Below are 22,650 nucleotides of genomic sequence, written 5' to 3'. Positions count from 1 at the left end.
TTTCATTCAACAAGCCTTACGCAGGGAAACCATTGTCTACTACCCGTATAATATAAGAAACCCGCGGGGCCTTGCTTTTAAGGCCTTACGGGTTTCAATGTGTTCATTAGAAGCTTTATTAGAACCCCTGCTGCTCGGTGCGGAGAATGATCTCGTTCTGCAGCTCGGCGGTGAGGTTATTGAAGTAATCGCTGTAACCGGCCACGCGGACAATGAGATCATTGTAATTCTCCGGATGATGCTGGGCGTCCCGGAGCATATCGCTGTCCACCACGTTGAACTGGATGTGATGGCCGTCCATGCGGAAGTAAGCTCGGATCAGGTCCTTCAGGCATTCCAGACCGGTCTCGCCTTCCAGCACGGCGGGGGTGAACTTCTGGTTCAGCAGCGCGCCGCCGGTGCGGAGCTGGTCCAGCTTGGCAGCGGATTTGATGACTGCGGTGGGGCCACATTTGTCCGCGCCCTGCACCGGAGAGATGCCTTCGGAGAGGGCTACGCCGGCTTTTCGGCCGTCCGGGGTGGCGCCGATGACGGAGCCGAAGTATACGTGGCAGGTGGTGGGCAGCATTTCCACCCGGTACTGACCGCCGTTGGGGGTCGGTCTGCCGTTGACCAGGCCGTAGATAATTTCAAACATACCCATGATTAGGCTGTCTGCTTCATCGTCGTCATTGCCGTATTTGGGCGTCTTGTTCAGAAAGATCTGGCGTTCCTTCTCGAAGCCTTTGAAGTTCGCGTCCAGCACGGCCAGCAGCTTATCTATGGTCAGAGTCCGATCATCGAAGACGTGCTTTTTGATGGAGCTGAAGCAGTCGGTAATGGAGCCCAGACCCACGAACTGGATGTAGCGGCTGTTGTAGCGGGCGCCGCCGGCGTTGTAGTCCCTGCCCCTGGTAATGCAGTCTTCGGTGATGACGCTCAGGAAGGGAGAAGGCATATATTGGGCATACATCTTTTCGATGACATTGTTGCCGCGGATGTCCACGTCGATGAAGTAGGCGATCTGTTGCTTAAAGGCTGCCATCAGGTCGTCCATGCTTTGGAAGCTCCGGGGATCGCCGGTCTCCAGGCCGATCCGCTTGCCGGTCCGCGGATCGACGCCGTTGTGCAGGGTGATCTCCAGCACCTTCACCATGTTGAAGTAACCGGTGAGGATATAGGCTTCCTTGCCGAAGGCGCCTACTTCCACACAGCCGGAGGTGCCGCCCTGGCGGGCGTCTTCCAGACTCTTGCCCTGGCGCAGCAGCTCCTGCACCACGGCGTCATGGTTGAACACAGATGGGAAGCCCATGCCTTCCCGGATGACCCGGCCGGCTTCGATGACGAATTTATCCGGGTTCTTTTTACTGATCTGCACGTTGGTGGACGGCTGCAGGATGCGCATATCCTTGATCACGTCCAGCAGGAGATAGGAGACGTCGCACACGCCGTCGGTACCGTCCGCCTTCATACCGCCGATGTTGATGTTGCAAAAATCGGTGTAGGTGGCGCTTTCCTTTAGGGTGATACCCACCTTGGGCGGCGCGGGCTGGTTGTTGAACTTCACCCAGAAGCTTTCCAGCAGCTCCATGGCGCTTTCCCGGGTGAGGGTGCCGGCTGCGATCTCTCGCTGATAGAAGGGATTCAGATGCTGGTCCAGATGGCCGGGGCAGTAGGCATCCCAGGTGTTCAGCTCGGTGATGACGCCCAGATGGACGAACCAGTACATCTGCAACGCTTCATGGAAGGTGTGCGGCGCGTGGGCCGGAACCCATTCGCAGTTCTCCGCGATCCGGATCAGTTCGGCTTTCCGCTGCTCATCCCGGCATTCCGCAGCCATTGCACGGGCCTTTTCCGCATAGCGCCCGGCAAAGATCATCAGCGCGTCGCAGGCGATGTCCATGCCCTTTAGTTCTTCCTGCTTATCATAGGCCGCGAAGTCGTTGACAAAGTCAAGCTGATCAAGCTGTTCCTTGATCTCGGCCTTGAAATCCAGCATACCCTTGCGATAGATTTTATCGTCACAAACGGTGTGACCGGGGGCTCGCTGTTCCATAAATTCGGTGTAGATGCCGGCCTCATAGCAGTCATGCCATTCCGGGGTCATCTGATCCATAATCAGGTCGCGGATGGCTTTGCCCTTCCAGAAGGGGATGATGGTCTCTTTCTGGATCTTCTTGGACTCGGGGCTGACCCTGAAGAAGATCTTTTCACGCTGGTCCATAATCTCGAAGTCTTCGACACTATGACAGCACAGTTCGGGATAAGTGGGCGCGGACTGGGGTTGGGGGCCGCGTTCGCCCACGATCAGTTCCCCATCCAAAATGACCACGGTCTTGTTGGCGCAAAGATGTTTGAACGACAGCGCCCGCAGCACCGGGATGGAGACCTTGCCCTGATACTTCTGATACGCTTCTGTGATTAGAACGGCACGTTCGATGGAGATGATGGGCACGGTGCTGACGCTCTGCTGACGCAATTTCCGGATACGCTCATTCATACCAAGGTTCTTGGTAGTTTCGGTAGCCATGATAATCTAACCTCCTATATGGACATTCAAACCCTGCCTGGACAGGATTTCCGCCAGTTCCTGCAGCTGCTCCGCCGCAGGCACCGCAATGTGGGAGATGGTGTACGGCAGGCGCAGGCGATGGTACTTCGCCTCTGCCATTTTGTGATAAGGCAGCAAATAGATTTCTGTCGATCCCAGATCGCGCATCAGAGCGCCGATGCGCCGGATATGTTCGGGCGCATCGTTAACGGTGGGCACCAGGGGCACACGAATCCACACATTGGCGCCTTTCTCCACGATATGGCGCAGATTGCGCTGAATGAGCGCGACCGGTACCTTCGTGTACTTCCGGTGTACATCATCATCCAGATGTTTGATATCGTAGAGGAACAGGTTTGTATAAGGCAGCACCGCGTCAAAAACATGCTCCGGCACAAAGCCGCTGGTATCTACCGTGGTGTGATAGCCCCGCTCCCGGCAGCGTTTCAGAAATTCCACCGCGAACTCCTTGTGACATAGGGGTTCGCCGCCGCTCAGGGTCACGCCGCCGCGGCTCTGTTCATAGAAGACGGTGTCTTTACCCACCTCTGCCAGCACCTGCTCCACGGTCATTTCTTTACCCAATCTTTCCATGGCCAGAGTAGGGCAAACGTCGGCACATATACCGCAGCGGACGCAGCGCTCCATATCAATGACGATGCCCTGCTCCCTACCTTTCAGGGCTTGATGGGGGCAGGCTTCCGCGCAGGACATGCATCCGATGCATTTCTCGCCGTACCACACGATTTCCGGCTGGAAGACTTGGGACTCCGGGTTATGGCACCATGCGCAAAGCAGCGGGCAACCCTTCAAAAAGACGGTGCTGCGGATGCCCGGCCCGTCGTGAATGGAATACTTTTGGATGTTGTTGACCAACGCAGTTGTCACAGCAACGCCTCCCTAATAAATATATTAACAAAATGGGAACAGGCTGAAAATATCTTGCTCCCGGATAAACATCAGCTAAGTTCAAAACCGTCTGCCAGAGGGTCTTCCGGGTCTATCATAAACGTACTCATGCCGGTAATAAAGGCGCGGCCGCTGATTTCCGGCACAATTGCCCGCATACCCGCTATTTCCGTCTCTTCAATGATCCGGCAGGTGAATATGCTTCCGAGCAGGCTCTCGTGAACAAAGGTCTCATTGAGCTTCAGTTCGCCTTTTGCATGCAACAGCGCCATTTTCGCAGAGGTACCGGTACCGCAGGGAGATCTGTCAATGGCGGCGGAAGTAATGATGACGGCGTTCCGGGCGGAAACACCGGGTGTATCGGAAGGAGCGGAAAACTCGATGTGTGTAACCCTGTCCACGAAGGTGAGCAAGGGATGGCGGACCTGAATCTGTTCATTGATGTAGTTTCTCAGCAAAACTCCCTTGGCCACAATTTCTTTGGAGCGTCCCGGCACCAGCTCCAAACCAAGAGCGGCCGCCGGCAGGATTGCATACATATTTCCGCCATAGGCTACGTCAAAGGTAACACGGCCGAATTCGGGTGTGTCGACGTAGTAGTCACGACCAATCACCAGGGCGGGTGCATTCACGAACGTAACGCTCTTCGCGCTTTGATCCTCTACTTTTACACGGGCTTTCACAACGCCGTTAGGCGTATCCAAAACAATGTCAGTAAAGGGTTCTTGCACTTCCACCATGCCGGTTTCCACCAAAGCCGTGGCAACGCCGATGGTGTCATGTCCGCACATGGGAAGCCAGCCGCCGGTTTCATAATAGATTACACCGATATCTGTCCCGGGGGTGCAGGGGGGCGTTAAGAACGCGCCGGACATAACTTCATTGCCACGAGGTTCCAAACTCAAGACCTTGCGCATCCAGTCATGATGCGTCTGCATGTAAATGAATTTTTCTTGCATGGTCGAACCGGGAATCACCGGCACACCACCAACCACGGTTCTGGTGGGTTCCCCACCGGTATGCGTATCTACTGTTTGAAAAGTTCTACAAATTTTCACAGTGTGCCAGCCCATCAAATGCAATGGGCCCTCCTTTCGTATATCAGTTGAATTTTCTTGCTGTTGGACCGGGTAGCCAAAATCTTATTTGCCCAGCAGAATAAAGGGGATACGCGTGACGAACGGGACATAGGTGATGAGCAGTAAAGCCAACATGCACGCACAGGTAAATGGTAACGACGATTTTATAGTCTCCCCAAAGGAACACTTGGCAATGTTGGTGGCGGAATAGAGGCAAACGCCTACCGGCGGCGTGCCGAGGCCGATTACCAGGTTGATGCAGATGATCATGCCCACTTGGACGGGGTCCATGCCGAGGCTTACCATGGCCGGCGCCAAAATTGGCGCTACCAGCATGATGGCCGGCGCGCTGTCCATAAACATACCTACCACCAGCAAAGCCATATTGATGAGAATCAGTTTCACCACAAGTGAGACGGGCATGGCGACCAACGCTTCCGTCAGATGCACGGTCAGACGTTCATTGGAAATGACCCAGCCAAACAGGTAGCAGCCGCCTACTATCAGCATGACGGTGCCGCTATCGATAGCGCTGTCCACCAGCGCTTTCCATAAACCTTTCAGGTTAATGGTTCTATAGACGAGGCCGGACAAAACTAAAGCGTATACAACAGCTGCGGCGGCTGCTTCCGTGGGGGTGAACCAGCCGCAGATGATGCCGCCAATGACCACTGCCGGCAAGCCCAAACAGGGCAACGCAGAAAATGTGGCTTTTAGACGGTCCTTCATTGGCACACGTTCCATCTTCCGATAGTTCCGCTTCACGGCAAAGAAATAGACAACGATCATCATAAACAAACCCATCATAATGCCGGGCACCACGCCGGCAATGAACATATCGCCAACGGAGACCTTGGCCGCGGCGCCGTAGATGACGAAGGCCAGACTGGGCGGGATTACCGGACAACAGGTGGAAGCCGCAGCGGTCAGACCGGCGGTAAAGGGTGCGTCATATCCTTCCTTTTTCATGGAGGGGATCATCAGCGAACCCACCGCCGCCGTACCGGCCACTGCGGAACCGGAAACCGTACCGAACATCATGCACACCAGCACGTCCACCATAGCCAGACCGCCGCGGATATGGCCTACGAAAGCCTGAGCGAAATTGACCAGACGCTGGGTGATGCCGCCCTGATTCATGATATTGCCCGCTAAAACAAAGAAAGGCAGGCATAGCATCGTAAAGCTGTTGACCCCGTAAATGATGCGCTGAGGGATCAGAAACCAGGATACTTCACCGATACTTAACGCATAAGCTACGGTGGAAATAATCAGTACGAAAGCAATGGGCACCCCCAATGCCAAAAACAGAAAAAATGAGGCGAACAAAACAATACTCATGCCGGCACCCCCGATCCTTTCTTATCACCGGCAAGTGGAATAGGGGTTGCTTTGCCGAAGCAGATAATCTCCAGCAACTGGACAAAGGTATGATAGATCATCAGAATTCCACAGATGGGAAGGGACACATAAAACCAGGACATGGAGATTTTTATAGCTATCCCCACATGTGCCATCTGCGCAGCCGTGTATTGCCAGCTGGTAAACGTAAAAATAATCAATGCAATTAAAAGAATAGTATGAGAAAAAATCATCATTATTTTTTTTGCTATACCATGAAAACAATTAATGATGGCGTCCACACCGATGTGCAGCATATGTTTACTGGCTACCGCACAGCCCAGCATTGTTGTCCAGACAAAAATATAACAGGAAAACTCCGTGGCCCAACTAATGGAGGCGCCAAACCATCGAAGCACCAGCTGCATGATAACAGCGATGCATAAGGCCGCGCTCATTACACCCAGCGCGACACGGGAAACGGTATTGATCCCATCGCCGATCCGCTGGAGCCGGAAAATCACTTTTCCCATAAAGATTCCCCTTTCTGTTATTCAGCGTGGAACCGAGCCTATTCGGGCTCGGTTCCATGTTCAAAATATGGGTGAGAAAGCGGATCACGTCGATAATCCGAAGGTAGTTACTTTTTGACGCTATCGATAATCGCAATCAGTTCTTTCCATTCGGGATGTGCGGCAAGCTGTTTGTCATACACGGGCTGGACGGCTTCCCGCCAGGCATCCCGGTCTTCCGGATAAGTAATGGTAAAGCCTTTGGCTTTGTACTCGTCGATTAGGGCCTCATCGCTTTCCAGGAACCATGCGCGCTGGGCGGCGCCGGCTTCTTGGGCGGCGGTCTGAATCAGTTGCTGGTCTTCCGGAGTCAGTTCGGACCACCAGGTATCGTTGCAAACCACAAGGCCGCTAGAATAGAAGTGATGGATGATGCAGGCGGAGTTCACTGCTTCGATGTAACCATCGGCCACAGCATACAGGAAGCTGTTATCCTCACCGGAAACCACGTTGGTCTGCAGGCTGGTGTAGATTTCGCCGGAAGATACGGAGATGGGGACAGCGCCCAGAGCTTTGTACATATCCATGCAGACTTCGTTCATCATGCTTCTCATGCGAACACCCTTCATATCCTCCACGCTGTTGATCACAACATCCTTGGTAAGTATGTTACGCCAACCGTCTTCATGGAAAGCAATGGCTTCTAAATCGTCCACCGCAGAGACTTCTTTCAGAATCCGCGTGCCGAATTCGCTGGCAAGGGCTCTTTCCACGTGCTCGCGATCATCAAACAGGAAAGGCATTTCGAAGATGGACAGGTTGGGCACAAAACCGCCGAGACTGCCGGTGGAGCACCACATGATCTCCAGGTTGCCGGACTGGGCCATTTCCACGCCTTCGATCTCATCGGTGGTCAGATCGCCGGCATGTACATTCACGGTGACGCGTCCATTGCTGCGTTCTTCTACCAATTTTTTGAAATACTGCGCGCCGTAATCAAAGGGTGAGCCAGCTCCGCACACATGGGCCACACGAATGGTGTAGCTCGGCGCTTCTGATGTTGCCCCGTCAGAACCGGCAGGGGGTTCCGCTTTGTTGCCGCAGCCTGCTACCAGCACTACGGTCAAAATCATGATAACCATCAACATTAACAGCTTTTTCATTTTTCCTCCTCCTCTTTTTTTATAATAGCCTCCCGGCATTCACCGAGTCAGATGGCACCAAGCTTTGCTTGAACCATCGTTATTAAAATCCTCCTTTTTTCGTAGGGGGGATTTTCGTAAAAATTATGATAACTGCAACATAAATCATCTAAACACGATAATAACAAAATTCTCTCAATAATCTAATATACTTAAGGATGCTTTTTGTTTGTTTAATTTTAAAAAATAAAACCAAAACATATCCTAAAGTACACCCTTGCGGACCTGGCGCTTTTCCCCGGAACTTGGCCCATTTTCGTAAATATCACCCTGTTTTTTTATTAATATCAATGATATACTTTAAAAATAATATTTGGTGTATTCTAGACTATTGGCATGTGCATAACGATTTAGCATAGGAGATGAGCATATGGATCTCAATGATAACTATAAGCTTTTGATGCCTTCGACGTTTCAAACGATCAACGAAATGATCGCGGAGCTATACGATGATACCAAAACCATCGCCGACCGCATGCAAAAATTTGCTAAATCGCTCTATAATATCATCTATTTTGAGAAAGCCAACGTTTTGTTTTATGAAAGACTGAATGAAACCTACAAAACCCACTCCTCTTTTGTGGTTAATTGGGATAAACAAAGCTGGCAGAGCTACAATGAATGGTACTGCCACTTCGATGATGTTTTGCCTATTCTGGATTCCAACAACTACGTTTTATTCCGTACCAGTGATATGTTCAATGACCAGATGCGGCAAAAGACCGACTATTACCGGGAATTCCTTGATCCGGAGAATTTGCACGACTCCATTGAGGCCAATTTCAAAATTCAAAGTAAAAGTGCGCTGCGGGGTATCTTTTCGATTCATCGCCCCAGAGACAAGCGGGCGTTCAGCACCAGTGAGCTGGAGATTGTCAAGATGTTCCAGCCGCATTTTACAAATGTGTTGCGCAACTACGGCTCGGAAGCCAGCTTGTTCAGCTTTCTGCATTTGATTGAGAAGCAAAACTGTGTCGGCATATGCCTCTTTGATAAAGAACTTAAACTGGTAGGCTACAATGCCACATTTGAAACATTTCTCAATGAGCATGACGAATCGGATTATCTGAATAATATCTTTATCACCACCGCGCGGGCAGTGTGCAAACAGCTGGATGAAGAGCATCTGCGTAATGGCATGAGGCCGAACCCCGTGGAATATAAGTTTAAAGACCGGCCTGTTTTTATGGAGGTAAACAAAGCATATCTGGACCCCGCGAAAACGAAAGAATACTATTGCTGCATGCTTTACGACCTCTCCCGGATTCTGGGCAAGACGCTGGAACAGATCAAACATCAGTATGACCTGACGCCAAGAGAATTTGAAATCGTAAACCGCCTACTGCGGGGGTATTCCAACGACATGATCGCCAAAGAGCTTTTCATCAGCATCCCCACCGTGAAAAAGCATCTGGCCTCGCTCTATTGTAAAATGGATATCAACGGGCAAAAACAGATTATGGAAAAGATCAAGTTTCTCTAATACAGGTATTTTTTAATTATTTATATAGTAAACAAATAACCACCGAAGTAATATAAAATCCTCGGTGGTTACTTGTTTTTATGCCTATGTACTTGCCTGCTAATTTGCCTGCGAAACTACTGAAACTTGCGGGAATTAAGGGATTGTTAAAAGGAGTTGACCCAACCCCGCTAATAAATTAAAAACCCGCAAATCCTTAATATATAAGGCATTGCGGGTTTCTTAAAGTGGTTAACTGGTCGGGATGACACGATTTGAACGTGCGACCTCACGGTCCCGAACCGTGCGCTCTACCAAACTGAGCCACATCCCGATAATTAAAATTACAGCGACAAATAATATATTAACCTAAAATGCCTCTGTTGTCAATTTGAAAACCTCGCAATTAAAGCTAATAATTAACTCTTTTTTGTTTAAACTATACCTAACACATATAAATGGAGGTGCAAAATGAGTAGCCTTAGTCCATTTACTTTCTCAACTGCAATTCAAGGCGTTCAAGTAAAGCCGTTAACGCAGGACGGGCAACAGATACGTGTCAGGTATAATGGTTTGCTGGATCAAAGCGGCGCCAATCAAGTATGGATCCACGGCGGTTTAGGTGACCTAAATGAATGGAGAGATATTAAAGACTATGTTATGGACAAAACCGGTGAAGGCTGGGAGCAAACAATAGAATTAAACGACAAACAATTTAATTTTTGTTTTCGCGATAGCAACCAAAACTGGGATAATAACAGCGGGGCAAATTGGATTTACAGAATAACGTAAGATACGTGGCTGGCTTAATTGCCGGCCACAGTTCTTTATCTGACGTTGCATAAAGTTAAGATATTAGTTTTTTGGTTAATTCACATCCCAGTACCCAAAGCGCAGCTGTTGACAATTGCTGGGGAGCTATAGCGTCAAAAAGTATGGTGGCTTTGGGTGGAAACTCATCATCTCCTTCCCACATTACAACTACCAGCGGTAACTTTGGAAAAGCCGGAATTATTACGGAACAGTCGCCCAGTGATGCAGGTATCCCACCCAATAGTTTGGACCTTGCTAATAGTTTTTCAGGCTGATTTCCAAATTCACGGCTAATCGGGTTGCAGGCATCATTTAAAAAAGGTACGTAATGATGTATTCCATCAGGCAATTCCAAAAAAGAAATCCATCTTCCCCTTGGTGGCAGTCCGCTGCACTGGATAATATATTGGAGTATCAGTGTGGCATCGTTAAGGGCTACTTGATCTCCAGATGCTGTGGTAACTTCGCCACTTTGCACTGATACATAGTGTTTGCGGTTATAATAATCAATAATCAAATGATTATGGTCTTTGGAAAAAAATGCGCCACTTGTTAAGATTATTTCTTCCAGGTTGGAGTTGATAAAATCATTAACGGCAGCAGAATGAGCAGTAAGTTCGTTACACATTAATATACCTCCCCAACTAAATAAGCCAGCACATTATTTGGCAAGCAAATATAGGATAATTGCGGTGATTCCACCAACCAGCATGATAACGGTTCCTATGCCTCCAAAATTAGCCAGCAGGTTTAACTTTAATCCCTCATTTTCAGCTTTTTCGCGCATGCGGTTATAAACCGGTATTCTGCCTGCAACGCCCATGGCCATAGAATCTGCAATATCCGGTTCGCCGCCTTTTGCCAGCAAGCTGTTAACTGTGATTTCGATAAAATCGGTTTTTTGCTCCGGCTCAAGGGATTGATAATATGCACTAAGATATTCTTTATATATTTTTTCTTTGGGCTTCATACTTTTAAAAAAATACTTGCGGTCTTCTCTGGTTAATCGCCGCATAGTCTTACCCATTAAATTAATTTCTGCTTCATTCAGATCAAACTTTTTTTTAAGAAGATTAATAAATTCTTCGGCCAAATCGATCCCACCCGATTTTTTAGGTCTATAAAAACATCAATTTGATAATATATAATAATACAAGACGATTATAACATCAAATCAGTTGGAAAGCCCGTGCCCGCTAAGAAAAATTATAATTTAGAAACGGATGCGGTTTTTGAATGGAGGATAATATGGATGTATATGCTCTTGTAGGGCCAAGCGGTACCGGGAAGAGCCATAGGGCAGTTTTACTTGCTAATAAATTAGGTGCCGAGGTAATTATTGATGATGGTTTGGTTATCACCGGAAGTCAAATTGTTGCCGGAGTCTCCGCCAAAAAGCAACCAACCAGGATAGGCGCTATTAAAACCGCGCTTTTTACTGAAGTAGAACACATGAAAACAGTTATAGAATACATCAACAGAATCAAGCCGGCTAAAATATTACTCCTTGGCACTTCTACAAGAATGGTGGATAAAATAGCCGAAAGGTTAATACTGCCTGTAATAACAGAATACGTATATATAGAACAAATTGCCTCAGAAAAGGAAATTCGGAAAGCAAGAAGAATGCGAACACAGCACAGTAAACATGTTATACCGGCTCCCACCATTGAAGTGCGAAAAAGTTTACCTGAAACAATTATTAACCCACTTCAGGTTTTCTTGCGCCGTAAGGGTTACCAGGGTAATAAGGGTTGGTTGGAACAATCAATTGTCAGGCCGACCTTCACAATGTATGGTAAATTATCTATTTCTCAGGGCGCGTTAAGGGCTATTGCCACCCACGCCGCAGCTGCTGTTCCCGGTGTGGCCGAAGTTAAGCGATTAAACATAATTAGAAGCGAACAGGAAGTAAGCGTTGAAATTGAAGTTATCCTTGATTTAACAAGCAAAATTAACGAGACCAGCAGAGATATCCAGTTCAGGATCAAAGAATATATTGAAACAATGACCGGTCTGACGATTAAGAGTATTAATGTGACCGTTGCCGGTGTTAAGGTGCAGGAAATAGTATAAGCAGGGAGAGATGCTCCCTGCTTTTTTATGCTTTGGTCGCAAAAACATGTTTTCCTATTTTAGTTAATACAGGCAAGGTTTTGATCCAGTTATCAGTGGAGATGTGCGGGTTATAAAAAAACAACGCGCCTCCCGTTGGATCATAACCTTCCAGGGCTTTTACCGCTGCCTGCACTGCCGCTTCGTCCGGTTTAAGGTTAATGGTGCCGTTGGAAACCGGGGTAAATTGACAAATACGTTCATTACGTTGTAGGATAACTTCCCTGATCGAATCGGGAAAGTAAGGGCTTTCCGTCCTATTTAAAATGACTGCGCCAATTGCAACCTGACCGTCAAAGCTTTCACCTCTGGCTTCAGCATATATAGCTCTTGTGAGGAGCAGGAAATCCTCTCTTGTTATGCTGCCGCGTGAGGTTGCTATTGTTTCGATGTCTCCGGACGGTATATTAAGGACCTGGTATTGTTTTATTACCGTTGTTTTCAGGTTGTTGGCCCGCATCAATAGGTTTAAATCGATGTTAAAAGTTTGTGCTATCTTTGACAGCGTGTCTCCTGGTTGAACGATATAGCTCACTGAGCCGTCATATAACCCTCCCGTTTCTTTTTCGACATCAGCATAAACATTAGCGGCAAATAAGCAGAGCAAGCATATTACTACAAGTAACAAGCCTGTAATTTTGGAAAAATGATTAAACATTTTCCCCTCCTTTCTGAACAAAAATTAGCTTAGACAATTTATATATATTTTATACATGCAAAATTATCCATAAAAACAAAAAAATCCCGTAAGGGATTTTTTTGTTTAGAAGTCAGGAGTCAGGAGTCAGAATTCAGAATGTGTACAGCCGGCCAGTTTTTTTTATTCTGACTCCTGGCTACTGGCTCCTGACTTCTGTTTTATATCTGTAAAAGCAATGCATTTATAATTGATGCTGCAATGGTACTTCCTCCCCGGGTACTTAAAATTGTTACATAGGGAACTTTATTCAGAGCAACCAATAAATCCTTCGATTCTGCGGCGCCCACAAAACCAACCGGTGTCCCGACTACCAGTGCCGGTTTAACTTTACCGCTTTCAATCATCTCGCATAGTGTAAATAACGCTGTAGGCGCATTACCGATAACTACTATGTCACCGGATAGAGTTCCTGCTCTTTGCATGGCAACCATTGCCCTTGTTTGCCCGGTTGCGGCGGCCTCTTTAATTACTAGCGGATCATTGATCAGGCAGTATGATTCCACATTTAAAGAATTTAGCTTATTTTTATTTAATCCCGCCAGTACCATATTAACGTCTGATATAAGTTTACAGCCATTGCGCAGGGCGTTTAGCCCGTTTCCAACAGCTTCAGGGTGTATCCGAACCAGGCTGGCAATATTAAAATCACCGGTGGTATGAATAATTCTTTTGGTTATAGCTTTTTCTCCCACAGGCAGATTCATTAATTCGGGAACGTTTTTTTCTATTATAGCCATACTTTCCCGTTCAATTGCCTGTGGATCTATACAATACTTCAACTGGATACCCCCCTGACCCGATTCATGATTATATCCAGTAGGAGCGGGTCTGTGCCGATATGCTCGGACATGTTGATGCTGACACCCGGATAAATTATTTTTTCTTTGGCCAGTATCTCCGGTATATCACGCTGCATATGCAGGCCAAGATAGAGGAATAAAGGAACTACGATAATTTTTGTGGCCCCCTGTTTAACCACTTTGGCTATCGAAGCTGGCAAATCCGGTTGGTTAAACTGTAACGCTGCTCCTTCAACTATAAAATCTTCAGTTATATTGGAAGATACCATGGTTTTAATCTTTTGCAGCGTAGCTTGCGCTTCAGGAAGCCTGCTTCCATGACTAAGTAAAACTATTGCAGTCTTCAAATATAATCATTCCTCTCAAGATCCAGAATTTTAGTAAGCAATTGTTCAGTAGTACCAACAGAACTAGAAACAGAGCCATGAACAGAAATGGGTCGCTCAATCAGCACCACCGGAATTGACAGTGACAATGCAGCCTCAATTTTAGCCACGGTGCCTCCGATAGCACCGCTATCCTTTGTAACAAGGACATCAGCTCTAAAATCATTAAGTAAAGCTTTGTTTAAGGCAATGGAAAAAGGGCCTTGCATTGCAATAATGTCAACCGGCGATATACCCAAATCCAAGCAAAGTTTTAGCCCGTCCAGGTCGGGTAAAATCCTTGCCACAACACGCTTACCCCGGCTCTGTGCTGCATGGCAAAAAACAGACAGTGTCTTCGTGCCGGTAGTTGTGAAAACAGTCTCGCCGGCTAATTCTACAGCCTTTTTAGCGGCATCAGTATATCCCGGCACACGATGGATTAGTGTATGCTCAGGAATAATACAACCAGGCCGTTCATACCTGATGTAAATGATCCCTGTTTGCCGGCAAGCGCTTTGGGCATTGGCTGTAACCAGTTCAGCAAAAGGATGTGTTGCATCGATCAGTAGTTGTATGCCCCTGGTTTGGATTAAATCAATTATCTCTCTTGTACCCAGACGCTGCTGAATAACCTCATTAGCACCCGCTTCTTTAAGTAAAGAGCCTCCGTATGGAGTCGCGGCGCAGACTATTACCTGGTAGCCTTCCCGGACAAGCGCTGTCGTAATTTCTTTACTTTCGCTGGTGCCGCCCAGGATTAAAATCATACAGTATACCCCCGCGGGGTTATTATAAACCCTCCCGCTGCCTTGGTGGATTTATTGCCGATTATTACAGTGGTGAGCATATCAACAGGATAAATTAGCATGTTTTCCAGATCAGTTATATAAATTTCCTCTTGCCGGCGTGCGGTGTTTTTTACTATTCCCACCGGAGTTGAAGGTGCTTTATATTTAAGCATAATATCCCTGGCGCTTTTTAGCTGCCAGTTTCTTTTGTTGCTTGCCGGATTATACAGAACGATTACAAAATCGGCGTTAGCCGATGCTTCCAGACGTTTCTCAATAATTTCCCATGGTGTTAAAAGGTCACTGAGACTGATCACTGCAAAATCGTGCATGAGCGGAGCACCCAAACGGGCTGCAGCAGATGTGGCAGAGGTTATGCCGGGAATGATGTCCACAGGAATATTATTTAGTTCCCCTTTTTTCTCCAGTAATTCAAGTATCAGCCCTGCCATACCGTAAACCCCCGGGTCCCCACTGCTGATAACGGCAACTTTACGACCCGACAAGGCCTGGTCAATAGCTGCCGCACCGCGTTCAATTTCCCTGGTCATGCCTGTGCTGATTATTTCTTGATTAACTATGATGTTCTTTATGAGTTCTACATATGTTTTATACCCCACAATTACTTCAGCATGCTTAAGCGCAGTTAAAGCCCTGCTGCTCAAGTCCTCGATTGCGCCTGGCCCGGTGCCTATTACTGCAATGGATCCTCTGCCACTGCCACTGTTATGCCCGGGAATTTTTGTTTCGGTAATAGCAGCTCACCCTTTCCTGTTGCCATAAGTGCTGCTGGTTCACAAACAGCTGGCACACCAACATTTTTTTGAACGAAATCAGAATGCTGTATACACACATTGGTTTCATTGATAAAGCAATTAATCTCATCAGCTGAAAATGTCAAAACCGGAATCTTTAAGGCAGCGGCGGTTTGAATTAAACCGGGTTCCGCAGCTTTTAATTGAATGGTAGCTATTGCCCGCAGGCTCAAAGGAGACCGGTTGCATATTTCCAGTGAAGTATTGATGGCATCCAATAACTTGTCCGCAGACGTTCCAGAACGACAGCCAATTCCGACCACCAGGTTGCGCGGACGTAAAAACAGCGTATTGGCAAGGCGGTTAGGAATAATTTCGTTGGTAATAATCACATTGAAGTCCGCCGACCTGTGGCGGTTTGGATAATCGGATAAAGCTAAAAAGTTTAATGATGTGTCCCCGGCAATTTTTAATTTTTTACTACCGTAAAAGTAAACCATTCCTCCATTGACAATAGCGCTGTTAACAGCTTTGACGGCTGATACAGGATCTAACGCATAATTATATTCCCTGGCCAAATCATCAACCGCGGGTAAACCCTGAACATCTGTGGCCGTAGTAATTACAGGTTTGGCGCCAATTAACTCTGCAATATGCCTGGTTAATTTATTTGCTCCGCCGAGATGACCTGAAAGCACACTGATTACGTTATTGCCGTTCTCGTCAATTACGAGCACAGCGGGGTCAGTGGTTTTGCTCTTGACCAGACTTGCGATAACCCGAACAACTATGCCAAGGGCCATAATAAAGATAATCTGGCGATATAATGGAAATATTTCCCTTACAAGGCCGGACAGGCTTTTAAAATAAATAGTATCATCAGCTCTGGCGGAAGATCTGTCAGAGCCCTGGTTAAATAAATAAAGGTCGGTCTCACTGCCGTTTTGTCCAAGCTTTCTTTTAATCTGTGAACCTAAATTATAACTTCGCCTGGTAATGCAGATAACGGCGGTTTTCACTGCTTGCCTCTCCGATAAGAATGACTAAAATCAGCATCGTAAAGACGTGATGGCAGGTAACCTGCCTGAAATGCCTGACTGACGATAATCATGGCTGTTTTGGTTATCCCTGCTTCCTTAACCTTTCCTGAAATGTTTTCCAGGTTGCCGGTCACAATCCGCTCATCAGGCCATGATGCTTTTTCAATAACAGCTACCGGGGTGGTTTGGCTAAAACCTCCGGCGATAAGTTCAGCAGACAACTCTTCCAGCAAATGAACGCTTAAAAATATACACATAGTGGATTTATGAGCAGCCAGTGATCGTAATGTTTCCGTTTCCGGCACTGGTGTACGTCCTTCCATCCTGGTTAGGATAACCGTTTGAGTGATGCCCGGTAAAGTAAGCTCGTGGGGGATGGCTGCCGCTGCTGCCAGAAAGGAACTGACACCAGGTATTACACAAAACGGCACAGACTCCTTGCGCAATACATCCATTTGCTCCTGAATTGCGCCGTATAAAGAAGGATCTCCGGTATGAAGGCGAACAACTTCCAGACCTTTACGGTGTCCCTCTATCATTAATTGAGTAATTTGCTCAAGGGTCATTCCCGCGCTATTATATATTTCGGCGTTTCGGTCGCATATTGTTAATAGCTCTTTGTTAACAAGCGAACCGGCGTAAATAACAATTTTAGCCCGGGCTAAAACCTTGGCCCCTTTAACGGTAATTAAATCGGGATCACCGGGACCCGCGCCCACAAAATAAATCATTAAAAATCCCTCCGCTTTTTAATACTTTAGGACAGTATACATGGCCATTTTGCGGTCAGGGGACACACCTCTTTGAGGAATGTCCCCAATTTATGCCAGAGTTAAGACGCGCACTAAGGGAAGTGAATTAGCGCGCTTTTTTAACAATCATTAAGGACATGTAGTCCAGGTTTTTACCTTCAATTTCCTCAAGCTTGCTTGTCGAGAATTCATCAGGATATCCACAGCGGCTGACATAATATGTTTCAACATTGTCAATTTCTTTAAAAAAATTAATCAATTCGGGTAGACGCTTGTTAACTTTCATCAATACTACTGAGTCAAAAAGGTCTAAAACTGAACGTAAATCGTCAAGATTATAAGCTGCTGGAATGATCGCCAGTTTCTCTTCCCTTTCTACCAGTGGCTCTTGGATAAAAGCAGAACATGCGGATATTGATGTAATGCCCGGAATTGTTGAAGTAATTATTTCCGAATGTGCTTCCCTGATATATCTAAGCAGGTAACCGTAAGTACTGTATAAGGTTGGATCACCGATGGTAATAAAAGCGACATTTTTGCCTGATAGTAGCTCTGCTGCAACCTGAGCGCCTGCTTCTCTCCAACATTTTTCCAACAGTTTCTGGTCCCGGGACATGGGAAACTCCAGTTCCAGTATTTTATACTCCCTGGCTACCGCGTTTTTTACTACGGTTAAGGCCAAACTGTCCTTTTCCATACGTGACTTGGGAACACATAATACATCAATATCGGATAGAATCCTTTGAGCTTTTATCGTGAGCAATTCCGGGTCGCCCGGACCAACTCCAATCCCATAAAAAATTCCAGTCAATGCGTACTCACCTTTCTTGTTTGGTATTGGTCTATTCTGACTCCTGGCTTCTGACTCCTGTCTCCTGGTATGTAATTATGTAAACTGGATTTAATGCCCGCCACATTCGGTAGTTTCCGTATGGGACGGCGCGGGAAATATTAACCTGGATGATATCACAATTTTTCCCTGTCAGAGCTGCAGTACAAAGAGTCAGGGTTTCCATTGTTACGGCGTTAATTACCAGCCGTCCTTTAGACTTTAGTCTACTCATGGCAACTTGCAGCACCTGAGATAGACAACCGCCACTGCCTCCTATGATAACCCGGTCCGGATCGGGAAGTTTTTCTAAAACGCCGGGCGCCTCACCCTGGATAAAAATTATGTTATCGACTCCTATTTTATTGGCGTTTTCACGGCATAACCCTATACCCAGTGTGTTTTTTTCAATGGCATAAACAGTGCCCCCGGGCGTTAGCAGTGCCGCCTCTATGGATAAAGAGCCGGTTCCCGAGCCAATGTCCCATACCACCTGTCCTGGCGCCAATCTGGTTTTTGCCAGTGTTAACACCCTGACTTCTTCTTTAGTCATGGGCACCTGGTCACGTATGAAGATATCGTCCGGTATGCCCGGGGTCGAGAATGGCCAAAATTTACTCACTATAGATCACCATCACACAATTGGTAAAATCACTTTGGTTTAAAGAGGAAAGTTTCTTTAAGTCCGTGCTTATTATTACTTCATCCTGATAGGAAAGATTGCAGGCTATATATACAGATTTGTTTATGGCACCGCCTTCCAGCAGAGCCCGGGCAATTTCAGTGGGATTTTGCTTGGGACCGGTCAGTGTTATAACTTTATTGTATTTTTTTACCGCTGCTACCAGCGGTAAAATGTCACGTCCGTGGCAGCTGGTTAAAACAGCGTCATCCCAGGTTATTCCTATTTTGGCGCACGCAACTTGCACCGATGATATGCCGGGAATGACATTTACGTTTAAATCCGGCAAATATTTGTTAATAGTACCCAGAATTCCATAAAAACCAGGGTCGCCGGAAGACAGGACGACAACTTTTTCCCCGTTAAGGGCTTTGCTCCTAATTAATTGTAAAACAGGTCCAAGCTCTGCGGTAATGGCAATTTTTTCCGCAGGCAGGGATCTGAACATTTCTAATTGTCTATGGCCGCCGATTAAAACATCGGCATGATCAATTGCGGTCTCGGCGGCCCGGGTCAGGTATTCCTTACTTCCCGGCCCTACACCAACAATGGTTATATTCGCCATCCCAATTTACCACCTATCAAACGGGCTCGTTGATCAGCCGCTAATATTTTTCCGTTCATGGCCAGGAACGCCGTTCCTATTTTTAAGCTGCCCCTGACATATTGTTCAGCTCTTGAGCTGGCCCTTTCTGCTGCTATGCTAATAATTTCAGTTAAATTATTTTTAATCAGAATCTCCAAGATCGCTTCTGTGGTTAAGCTCTCCATTATGGCTAATACCGTTTCTTTTGCAGCGCCGTGTGCAGCGGCCAGGGCAGCGTAAGTTTCCTGTCTGGCATCAGCCACCTTGCTATGGGTATGAAAGATACCTGCAGCTATTTTTATTAATTTACCGTGATGTCCCCATAGCAACACTTGCTCTATACCTCTGTCCACGCATTTCTCCAGCATAAAGCCCACGAAATTGCTCATCTCTACCACGGCCTTTTCCGGCATTCCGTGAGCTGCGGCCCATTTGGCACCGAGCCGGCCGGGTGTCAGGACAACGCTTTTCAAGCCGGCAGCTACCGCCACATCGATCAAAGGTACTAAAGAATCTTTATAGGCTTCCTCAGACATTGGTAAAACTATACCGGTAGTGCCAAGAATAGATATTCCTCCGGTGATGCCCAGTCGCGGGTTTAATGTTCTTCTGGCTACTTTTTCTCCGTCCGGAACGCTTATTGTTACAAGACACCCCTGGCCGTCCGGTAAAGCCTCTTTTAATGCAGTTTCGATCATCCACTGCGGAACAGGGTTAATGGCGGGTTGGCCTACCGGCACCTGGAGTCCTGGTTTAGTTACCGTGCCAACCCCTTGTCCGCCTAAAATAATTATATTACTGTCTGTCGACAGAACTACTTCAGCCATTATTTCCAGGCCGTGGGTGATATCAGGGTCGTCTCCGCCATCTTTTAGCACAACCGCACCTTTACCGTTCAATACGTCGAAGTACCGGCGTATAGACACTTTGATCGTCTTACCGTCCGGATTTATGACAGCTGTTTCAGAGGGGGTACGATTGGTAAGCAAAGATATAGCAGCAGCCTTAGCTGCGGCTGCTGCCGATGCTCCGGTTGTTATTCCTGTTCTCATACTTGCTTCTCCTTAGAAGCTTTTATTTACCGGCTGTAGCAAGCTGTACACGAATGTCATCGTCTACAAGTAACCGGTACGGCTTACACATTTGCACAATACGTGAAGTTGTTCTTTCTCCAAGGTGTTCTTCCAGATCTTCCAGATTAATATTACTGGTTATTACAGTTGGCAGAAGATAATTTAGCCGGTAATTAATAATAGAAAAAATTTTATTGCGTGTCCAATCGGTATAATTATGAGCTCCCAAATCGTCTAAAATCAGCATGGGTACCTCACGTGCCGTGTCCAGCAGGTCTGATTCCGTAACCGTATTTGATCTGTTGGGTCCGTAGGTTGCCTTGATCTGGTCCAGTAAGTCAGGAACTACAACAAACAGAATTTTTTTATTCCTGGATAAAAGCTCGTTGGCTATGCAGCAGGCCAAAAAAGTTTTACCGCTTCCGACAGGACCGGTTAGCAGCAGTCCTTCGGTAGGCGAGTTAATAAGCATATTATTTACAAAACTTTTGGCAGCAAGCAAAGTACTTGCTGCAATATCCCGTAATGATTTATTCCTTCCCGGATCTACGCAGCTTTTGGAGTAAAAGCCCATGTTAAATTTTTCAAAGGTATAGCCTTGAAACTTAGGAGGTATTTGTGAAGCAATAATTTTATAAGTTATAGCTCGCTGTGTATAACATGAACATTGTTCCACAAAGTCGTCATGTACGATCAAACCGCTGTCGTTGCATTTATGGCAAAAAACCAATGTTGGACAACCTTTCTCAATTCATATAAAGTGATTTGATCAAACTTTTTTTGCTTTGCTTATGATCTTCCTTCTTGGTATCTTGCGGCTTTTTTTTAGCAGGATGTTTATTTTTAAATCTCCTGTCATATTCTTCAATGTCACCGGCTGAGGTTATGTTGTTTTTTTCCCATTCAAGCAAGATGCTGTCAATATATTTAAAATTATGCTTTCCCAGCAGTACGGCTCGCCTCAATGCTTCCAGCACCAAAAACGGTTGAATTCTTCGGGACCATGAATTAATTTGATCAATTTCCATTGGCGATAACGGCCTGCCAAATTCTGATTCAAAATTTTTAAATAGATTAATCGAATCCTGTTGAAATTGTTCTGCCTCAATAAAGTTTCTTATATTTTGATTTTCCTGTACCTTGGCACAGGCCCACAATTCAGAAAGTTTTTCGAACAGGGGTTCAAAGTCAAAACCTTTAAAAACTACTTCTCTTTGAGCATCAAAAAAATCAGATACCTTAATCAATTCTTGATGAAGTAAGCTGTTCAGGTTATTTTCAATCTGTTCTTCACTACCTGAAAGAAAAGGATATAATGCTTCCAGTGAGGGAAAAAAATTTTTATCTTCAGTACGCAGTCTGATTAATTGAATAAGCAGCATCATTTCTGAATCACTTATGCCAAGCTGATTGTAAAACTTCAAAAGTAAATTAGGAATTGCAGTAGAGCCTTGCAGGAAAAGATCACTGCCAAAAGCGGCAGTAATATTTCCTGTTTTATATTTCTTTGCAGTTTTAGATCCTGTGATTCCCATTCCAATCTCTCCTCCAATTTATTTTATGGCAGAGTGTTGGGTTTGTCCACCATTAAAATTGGTCTGGTTTTCTTCCTGAATAAGTGGTTTTCTGCAGTAAAATTCTGTTAGATGCTTTTAGCTTGGTTTAGGCCCGGTCTAAGCTCTTTGACGGAATGGGCATCTGATGCGAGTGATTACTGGAGGATGTCCCCCATTATTCATTTTTTAGGGTTTAGTTTAGAGCTTGACGGCGGTTCCGCTTGTGGTAACCATCAGCATACCTTCACGGACAACCTCGTAATCAAGGTCTATTCCCACAACAGCGTTGGCACCAAGTCTTTTAGCCTTGGCGGCCATTTCTTCCATAGCAATGTCACGGGCCTGGGCTAACTTTGCCTCATATGCTCCCGACCTTCCCCCAACAATATCGGTTATCGTGGCAAATAAGTCCCGGACTACATTTGCTCCCATAATAGCTTCACCACATACTATTCCCAGGTAACTTTCTATCGTTTTTCCCTCAACAGTTGGTGTTGTAGTCAATATCATTATTAATTCCTCCCATAATTTAGTTAATATAAATTATTTACGTCAATGTATCAAACAATCCTCCCTAACAGCCGATAAAAAGAAAATAAAAAATCCGCACATTTTAGTTTGTGCGGATTTTTTAAAACTATTAATGACTAGATTTTAGGCCTGGGATATAGTCCGCTTCTTTCAACTATTTCAGGCACAACTTCTTCCCAGGCGATGGCCATTACGTGTACACCGTGCACGCCCTTAATGTTTTCCTT

General features: G+C 46.3%; 25 protein-coding genes, 1 tRNA gene and 1 pseudogene. 3 read left to right on the top strand and 24 right to left on the bottom strand.

Translation table 11 applies throughout. From position 1 onward, the window contains the following. Positions 1-118: 118 nt before the first annotated feature. The 6 genes from hypD to BM056_RS08100 form a co-directional block, all read right to left on the bottom strand. On the bottom strand, positions 119-2,479 hold the full coding sequence (gene hypD / locus BM056_RS08125; protein ID WP_092470983.1) for a trans-4-hydroxy-L-proline dehydratase: 2,361 nt from the start codon (positions 2,477-2,479) through the stop codon (positions 119-121). 36 nt (positions 2,480-2,515) lie between these two features. After that, complete coding sequence (locus BM056_RS08120) at positions 2,516-3,418, bottom strand: glycyl-radical enzyme activating protein (RefSeq protein ID WP_092470550.1); 903 nt, start codon at positions 3,416-3,418, stop codon at positions 2,516-2,518. Between the two features lie 71 nt (positions 3,419-3,489). Next, the gene (locus tag BM056_RS08115) at positions 3,490-4,512 is read right to left on the bottom strand and encodes a proline racemase family protein (protein WP_207648162.1); all 1,023 of its coding nucleotides are present in this window, start codon (positions 4,510-4,512) and stop codon (positions 3,490-3,492) included. A 69-nt stretch (positions 4,513-4,581) separates the two neighbouring features. After that, positions 4,582-5,859 (bottom strand): TRAP transporter large permease, encoded by a 1,278-nt coding sequence (locus BM056_RS08110; protein WP_092470548.1) that lies wholly within the window; start codon positions 5,857-5,859, stop codon positions 4,582-4,584. After that, positions 5,856-6,392, bottom strand: a complete 537-nt coding sequence (locus tag BM056_RS08105; RefSeq protein WP_092470546.1) for a TRAP transporter small permease — start codon at positions 6,390-6,392, stop codon at positions 5,856-5,858. The genes BM056_RS08110 and BM056_RS08105 overlap by 4 nt, the downstream gene beginning before the upstream one ends. Positions 6,393-6,499: 107 nt before the next feature. Next, positions 6,500-7,534, bottom strand: coding sequence for a TRAP transporter substrate-binding protein (locus tag BM056_RS08100; RefSeq protein ID WP_165613434.1), 1,035 nt, complete (start codon positions 7,532-7,534; stop codon positions 6,500-6,502). A 409-nt stretch (positions 7,535-7,943) separates the two neighbouring features. Between BM056_RS08100 and BM056_RS08095 the strand changes: the two genes are divergently transcribed. Further along, positions 7,944-9,056, top strand: a complete 1,113-nt coding sequence (locus BM056_RS08095) for a helix-turn-helix transcriptional regulator (protein WP_092470542.1) — start codon at positions 7,944-7,946, stop codon at positions 9,054-9,056. 236 nt (positions 9,057-9,292) lie between these two features. Here the strand turns inward: BM056_RS08095 and BM056_RS08090 are convergent. After that, positions 9,293-9,369: transfer RNA gene (locus tag BM056_RS08090), tRNA-Pro, on the bottom strand. A 137-nt stretch (positions 9,370-9,506) separates the two neighbouring features. Between BM056_RS08090 and BM056_RS08085 the strand changes: the two genes are divergently transcribed. After that, entirely contained in the window at positions 9,507-9,827 is a 321-nt protein-coding gene (locus BM056_RS08085) for a carbohydrate-binding protein (protein ID WP_092470541.1), read from the top strand. A gap of 55 nt (positions 9,828-9,882) precedes the next feature. Here the strand turns inward: BM056_RS08085 and BM056_RS08080 are convergent, their stop codons facing one another. Both BM056_RS08080 and BM056_RS08075 read right to left on the bottom strand, forming a co-directional pair. Next, the gene (locus BM056_RS08080) at positions 9,883-10,476 is read right to left on the bottom strand and encodes a DUF3786 domain-containing protein (protein ID WP_092470539.1); all 594 of its coding nucleotides are present in this window, start codon (positions 10,474-10,476) and stop codon (positions 9,883-9,885) included. Positions 10,477-10,509: 33 nt separating this feature from the next. Then, on the bottom strand, positions 10,510-10,941 hold the full coding sequence (locus tag BM056_RS08075; RefSeq protein WP_092470538.1) for a hypothetical protein: 432 nt from the start codon (positions 10,939-10,941) through the stop codon (positions 10,510-10,512). 155 nt (positions 10,942-11,096) lie between these two features. Between BM056_RS08075 and BM056_RS08070 the strand changes: the two genes are divergently transcribed. Continuing rightward, the gene (locus tag BM056_RS08070) at positions 11,097-11,924 is read left to right on the top strand and encodes an Asp23/Gls24 family envelope stress response protein (protein WP_092470536.1); all 828 of its coding nucleotides are present in this window, start codon (positions 11,097-11,099) and stop codon (positions 11,922-11,924) included. 25 nt (positions 11,925-11,949) lie between these two features. Here BM056_RS08070 and BM056_RS08065 read toward each other — a convergent pair whose 3' ends face one another. The 15 genes and pseudogenes from BM056_RS08065 to BM056_RS26815 all read right to left on the bottom strand — a co-directional run. Next, entirely contained in the window at positions 11,950-12,621 is a 672-nt protein-coding gene (locus BM056_RS08065) for a cell wall hydrolase (protein ID WP_092470534.1), read from the bottom strand. A 200-nt stretch (positions 12,622-12,821) separates the two neighbouring features. Continuing rightward, entirely contained in the window at positions 12,822-13,442 is a 621-nt protein-coding gene (locus tag BM056_RS08060) for a precorrin-8X methylmutase (protein WP_174549943.1), read from the bottom strand. Beyond that, the gene (locus BM056_RS08055; RefSeq protein ID WP_092470532.1) at positions 13,439-13,810 is read right to left on the bottom strand and encodes a sirohydrochlorin chelatase; all 372 of its coding nucleotides are present in this window, start codon (positions 13,808-13,810) and stop codon (positions 13,439-13,441) included. Before BM056_RS08055 ends, BM056_RS08060 begins: the two co-directional genes overlap by 4 nt. After that, entirely contained in the window at positions 13,807-14,598 is a 792-nt protein-coding gene (cobK, locus tag BM056_RS08050) for a precorrin-6A reductase (RefSeq protein ID WP_092470530.1), read from the bottom strand. The genes BM056_RS08055 and cobK overlap by 4 nt, the downstream gene beginning before the upstream one ends. Next, entirely contained in the window at positions 14,595-15,284 is a 690-nt protein-coding gene (gene cobJ / locus BM056_RS08045) for a precorrin-3B C(17)-methyltransferase (RefSeq protein ID WP_238456363.1), read from the bottom strand. The genes cobK and cobJ overlap by 4 nt, the downstream gene beginning before the upstream one ends. A 29-nt stretch (positions 15,285-15,313) precedes the next feature. Next, on the bottom strand, positions 15,314-16,393 hold the full coding sequence (locus BM056_RS08040; protein ID WP_092470526.1) for a cobalt-precorrin 5A hydrolase: 1,080 nt from the start codon (positions 16,391-16,393) through the stop codon (positions 15,314-15,316). Next, positions 16,390-17,145 (bottom strand): precorrin-4 C(11)-methyltransferase, encoded by a 756-nt coding sequence (gene cobM, locus BM056_RS08035; protein ID WP_092470524.1) that lies wholly within the window; start codon positions 17,143-17,145, stop codon positions 16,390-16,392. The genes BM056_RS08040 and cobM overlap by 4 nt, the downstream gene beginning before the upstream one ends. A gap of 127 nt (positions 17,146-17,272) precedes the next feature. Next, positions 17,273-17,977, bottom strand: a complete 705-nt coding sequence (gene cobI / locus BM056_RS08030; protein WP_092470522.1) for a precorrin-2 C(20)-methyltransferase — start codon at positions 17,975-17,977, stop codon at positions 17,273-17,275. A gap of 31 nt (positions 17,978-18,008) precedes the next feature. Further along, complete coding sequence (cbiT, locus tag BM056_RS08025; RefSeq protein ID WP_207648161.1) at positions 18,009-18,617, bottom strand: precorrin-6Y C5,15-methyltransferase (decarboxylating) subunit CbiT; 609 nt, start codon at positions 18,615-18,617, stop codon at positions 18,009-18,011. Further along, positions 18,610-19,242, bottom strand: a complete 633-nt coding sequence (cbiE, locus tag BM056_RS08020) for a precorrin-6y C5,15-methyltransferase (decarboxylating) subunit CbiE (RefSeq protein ID WP_092470520.1) — start codon at positions 19,240-19,242, stop codon at positions 18,610-18,612. Before cbiE ends, cbiT begins: the two co-directional genes overlap by 8 nt. Beyond that, entirely contained in the window at positions 19,230-20,315 is a 1,086-nt protein-coding gene (gene cbiD / locus BM056_RS08015; protein WP_092470518.1) for a cobalt-precorrin-5B (C(1))-methyltransferase CbiD, read from the bottom strand. Before cbiD ends, cbiE begins: the two co-directional genes overlap by 13 nt. 22 nt (positions 20,316-20,337) lie before the next feature. Then, entirely contained in the window at positions 20,338-21,066 is a 729-nt protein-coding gene (locus BM056_RS08010; protein WP_238456362.1) for an ATP-binding protein, read from the bottom strand. 16 nt (positions 21,067-21,082) lie between these two features. Then, entirely contained in the window at positions 21,083-21,871 is a 789-nt protein-coding gene (locus BM056_RS08005) for a DnaD domain-containing protein (protein WP_238456361.1), read from the bottom strand. A 219-nt stretch (positions 21,872-22,090) separates the two neighbouring features. Then, on the bottom strand, positions 22,091-22,402 hold the full coding sequence (locus tag BM056_RS08000) for a YbjQ family protein (RefSeq protein ID WP_092470516.1): 312 nt from the start codon (positions 22,400-22,402) through the stop codon (positions 22,091-22,093). A 137-nt stretch (positions 22,403-22,539) separates the two neighbouring features. Next, positions 22,540-22,650: pseudogene (locus tag BM056_RS26815) on the bottom strand (methylenetetrahydrofolate reductase); the annotation flags it as partial.

This window comes from Desulfotruncus arcticus DSM 17038 (genome assembly GCF_900113335.1).
GTDB lineage: Bacteria > Bacillota > Desulfotomaculia > Desulfotomaculales > Desulfallaceae > Desulfotruncus > Desulfotruncus arcticus.
This window is presented reverse-complemented; position numbering and strand designations above follow the sequence as displayed.

Bases quoted from the DNA above. Each gene is read 5' to 3' on its own strand.
- hypD (WP_092470983.1), bottom strand. From the start codon at position 2,479: ATGAATGAGCGTATCCGGAAATTGCGTCAGCAGAGCGTCAGCACCGTG.
- BM056_RS08115 (WP_207648162.1), bottom strand. From the start codon at position 4,512: ATGGGCTGGCACACTGTGAAAATTTGTAGAACTTTTCAAACAGTAGAT.
- BM056_RS08110 (WP_092470548.1), bottom strand. From the start codon at position 5,859: ATGAGTATTGTTTTGTTCGCCTCATTTTTTCTGTTTTTGGCATTGGGG.
- BM056_RS08105 (WP_092470546.1), bottom strand. From the start codon at position 6,392: ATGGGAAAAGTGATTTTCCGGCTCCAGCGGATCGGCGATGGGATCAAT.
- BM056_RS08100 (WP_165613434.1), bottom strand. From the start codon at position 7,534: ATGAAAAAGCTGTTAATGTTGATGGTTATCATGATTTTGACCGTAGTG.
- BM056_RS08095 (WP_092470542.1), top strand. From the start codon at position 7,944: ATGGATCTCAATGATAACTATAAGCTTTTGATGCCTTCGACGTTTCAA.
- BM056_RS08085 (WP_092470541.1), top strand. From the start codon at position 9,507: ATGAGTAGCCTTAGTCCATTTACTTTCTCAACTGCAATTCAAGGCGTT.
- BM056_RS08080 (WP_092470539.1), bottom strand. From the start codon at position 10,476: ATGTGTAACGAACTTACTGCTCATTCTGCTGCCGTTAATGATTTTATC.
- BM056_RS08070 (WP_092470536.1), top strand. From the start codon at position 11,097: ATGGATGTATATGCTCTTGTAGGGCCAAGCGGTACCGGGAAGAGCCAT.
- BM056_RS08065 (WP_092470534.1), bottom strand. From the start codon at position 12,621: ATGTTTAATCATTTTTCCAAAATTACAGGCTTGTTACTTGTAGTAATA.
- cobK (WP_092470530.1), bottom strand. From the start codon at position 14,598: ATGATTTTAATCCTGGGCGGCACCAGCGAAAGTAAAGAAATTACGACA.
- cobM (WP_092470524.1), bottom strand. From the start codon at position 17,145: ATGATTTATTTTGTGGGCGCGGGTCCCGGTGATCCCGATTTAATTACC.
- cbiE (WP_092470520.1), bottom strand. From the start codon at position 19,242: ATGGCGAATATAACCATTGTTGGTGTAGGGCCGGGAAGTAAGGAATAC.
- cbiD (WP_092470518.1), bottom strand. From the start codon at position 20,315: ATGAGAACAGGAATAACAACCGGAGCATCGGCAGCAGCCGCAGCTAAG.
- BM056_RS08005 (WP_238456361.1), bottom strand. From the start codon at position 21,871: ATGGGAATCACAGGATCTAAAACTGCAAAGAAATATAAAACAGGAAAT.
- BM056_RS08000 (WP_092470516.1), bottom strand. From the start codon at position 22,402: ATGATATTGACTACAACACCAACTGTTGAGGGAAAAACGATAGAAAGT.